This is a genomic window from Paenibacillus hunanensis, assembly GCF_014645615.1.
In the GTDB taxonomy this organism is placed as follows: domain Bacteria; phylum Bacillota; class Bacilli; order Paenibacillales; family Paenibacillaceae; genus Saccharibacillus; species Saccharibacillus hunanensis.
This window is the reverse complement of the sequence record NZ_BMMB01000033.1, coordinates 1-1,955: the sequence shown is the minus strand read 5'-3', so window position 1 is coordinate 1,955 and position 1,955 is coordinate 1. Positions and strand designations below refer to the sequence as shown.

Here is a 1,955-nt window from a genome sequence, read left to right as displayed (position 1 = left end):
GGAGCATGGAGCATGGAGCATGGAGCATGGAGCATGGAGCATGGAGCATGGAGCATGGAGTTTCAAACAGGGATGAAGCCGCAGGGCATCACCCTGTTTTTCTTTTCTTACTATAATTAGCATGCGCACAATTCACAATTCACAATTCACAATTCGTGATTCGCATCCCCACTATGTTACACTGATATTGTCATTCTCTAACTATATAAAAGAAAGCCTGAATGCCATCTATATAATCGATAGGGCTCTTACGAATCTAAACATCGGCACATTAATCTTCTATATATTGTGAGGTACCTGTTCAACATACCACCTATCATTTCATAGAGGAGTGAGTATATGCTATCCTTTCGTACCTTCTTGTACGATCTAAGACAAAATCGCTCGATGATTGTCGTGGCGACCATTCTATTCGTTTTTGGTCTTATAGCGGGTATCATCTGGTCAGAGCAGCTGGGTAACTACTTAGCCAGTCAACTAGATCAGCTTCGAACGATCAGTAGTCAGTTAAAACAGGGCAGCAATGTGCAGATGAACTACTTCCTGTTCATTTTCTTCAATAACGCCGTCAAAAGTATTCTCGTTCTTTTACTAGGCTTCTTTATCGGAATTATCCCAGCATTCTTCCTTGTAATGAACGGGATGATTATCGGCTATCTGCTCCAATCGGCTAGCGTGCATGGTGACAATGTTACCGAGCTCATCGTCAAAGGTCTTCTTCCACATGGAATCATTGAGATCCCCGCTATCATCATCGCATCTGCATATGGACTACGATTCGGTAAGCTTATGCTGGATACCCTGACAACATCGAATGCGCCTGGGCGGCAAAGACTCAAAAGCGAGCGACGCCTATTTCTACGCTCCATCATTCCAGCTAGCCTATGGATCGTAATTCTGTTGTTTGTTGCAGCAGTAATCGAGAGTACTTTAACATACTGGCTAATGAGTTAAAACAGTGTCTTCCTTTTTGCAACGATGTGTTTACAAGCATACAGAATACGGTTAAATCATCACTATCCAGACTATATCAACACCAGACTACGGAATTGCTTGCTGAGCCATATACTTTCTTCTATAAAAGAGATGGTAATAGCACAAGTCTGGGAGACGAGATAGATGAAGTGAGGAGCTAACTTAGGGAGGACTTAATATGCTTGGAATGCTGCTGAATGAGAACGAATGCAAAGAGATGGCATACGTATTGCGAAAAGAACTGGATGAGATGTTATTCGATCTTAGCGATCAGCGTTTAAACCAGGACATCCGACAGGCGATCGATAAACGTTACAAAACGATATTCAAAATGTATGCACGCTTTGCCCCGCAAAAGGAACTAGCTAAATATGTACGTAGTGCGCGATATCCGGAAGCCAAAAACTAATTCAATATAGTTGACGGCTTCCGCTATTTATGATAAATTGATTTTCGCACTAATTAACTTTTAGCGCCGCTAGGAAGGAGATTGAGTTCAATCAACTCACTCCTGACTACAACGGGGCTAAAAAGTTTGAAAAAAGTGTTGACACTCTGAAGTTCACATGATATATTATAAAAGTTGTCACGAACGAGTGACAATGAAAGAAAAGATATCATGAGCTTCCTTCGTGAAGCGCTTTGAAGCGAAAAACACTTCAAAAAAAGTGCTTGACGAACGAAACGCAACATGATATGATATAAAAGTTGCTGCGAGAGATACTGAGCGGCAACGAAAGAGCTTGATCTTTGAAAACTGAACAACGAGTGAGTGAAGAACTTCGTTCTTCAAAATATAGAGAACAGTAGTGTTCTCGCCAGCAACAAAATGAGCACGTCAAACACTTTATTGGAGAGTTTGATCCTGGCTCAGGACGAACGCTGGCGGCGTGCCTAATACATGCAAGTCGAGCGGAGTTGATAGGAAGCTTGCTTTCTTGAGACTTAGCGGCGGACGGGTGAGTAACACGTAGGCAACC

2 protein-coding genes and 1 rRNA gene are annotated in these 1,955 nt (G+C 42.3%); all 3 read left to right on the top strand.

Annotated elements, in window-relative coordinates; all coding sequences use genetic code 11:
• Positions 1–339: 339 nt before the first annotated feature.
• Positions 340–954: a stage II sporulation protein M gene (locus IEX62_RS23425; RefSeq protein WP_188778814.1), complete on the top strand. Its 615-nt coding sequence runs from the start codon at positions 340–342 to the stop codon at positions 952–954.
• 199 nt (positions 955–1,153) lie between these two features.
• Positions 1,154–1,384: a hypothetical protein gene (locus tag IEX62_RS23420; RefSeq protein ID WP_188778812.1), complete on the top strand. Its 231-nt coding sequence runs from the start codon at positions 1,154–1,156 to the stop codon at positions 1,382–1,384.
• A 438-nt stretch (positions 1,385–1,822) separates the two neighbouring features.
• A 16S ribosomal RNA gene (locus tag IEX62_RS23415) occupies positions 1,823–1,955 on the top strand; the annotation flags it as partial.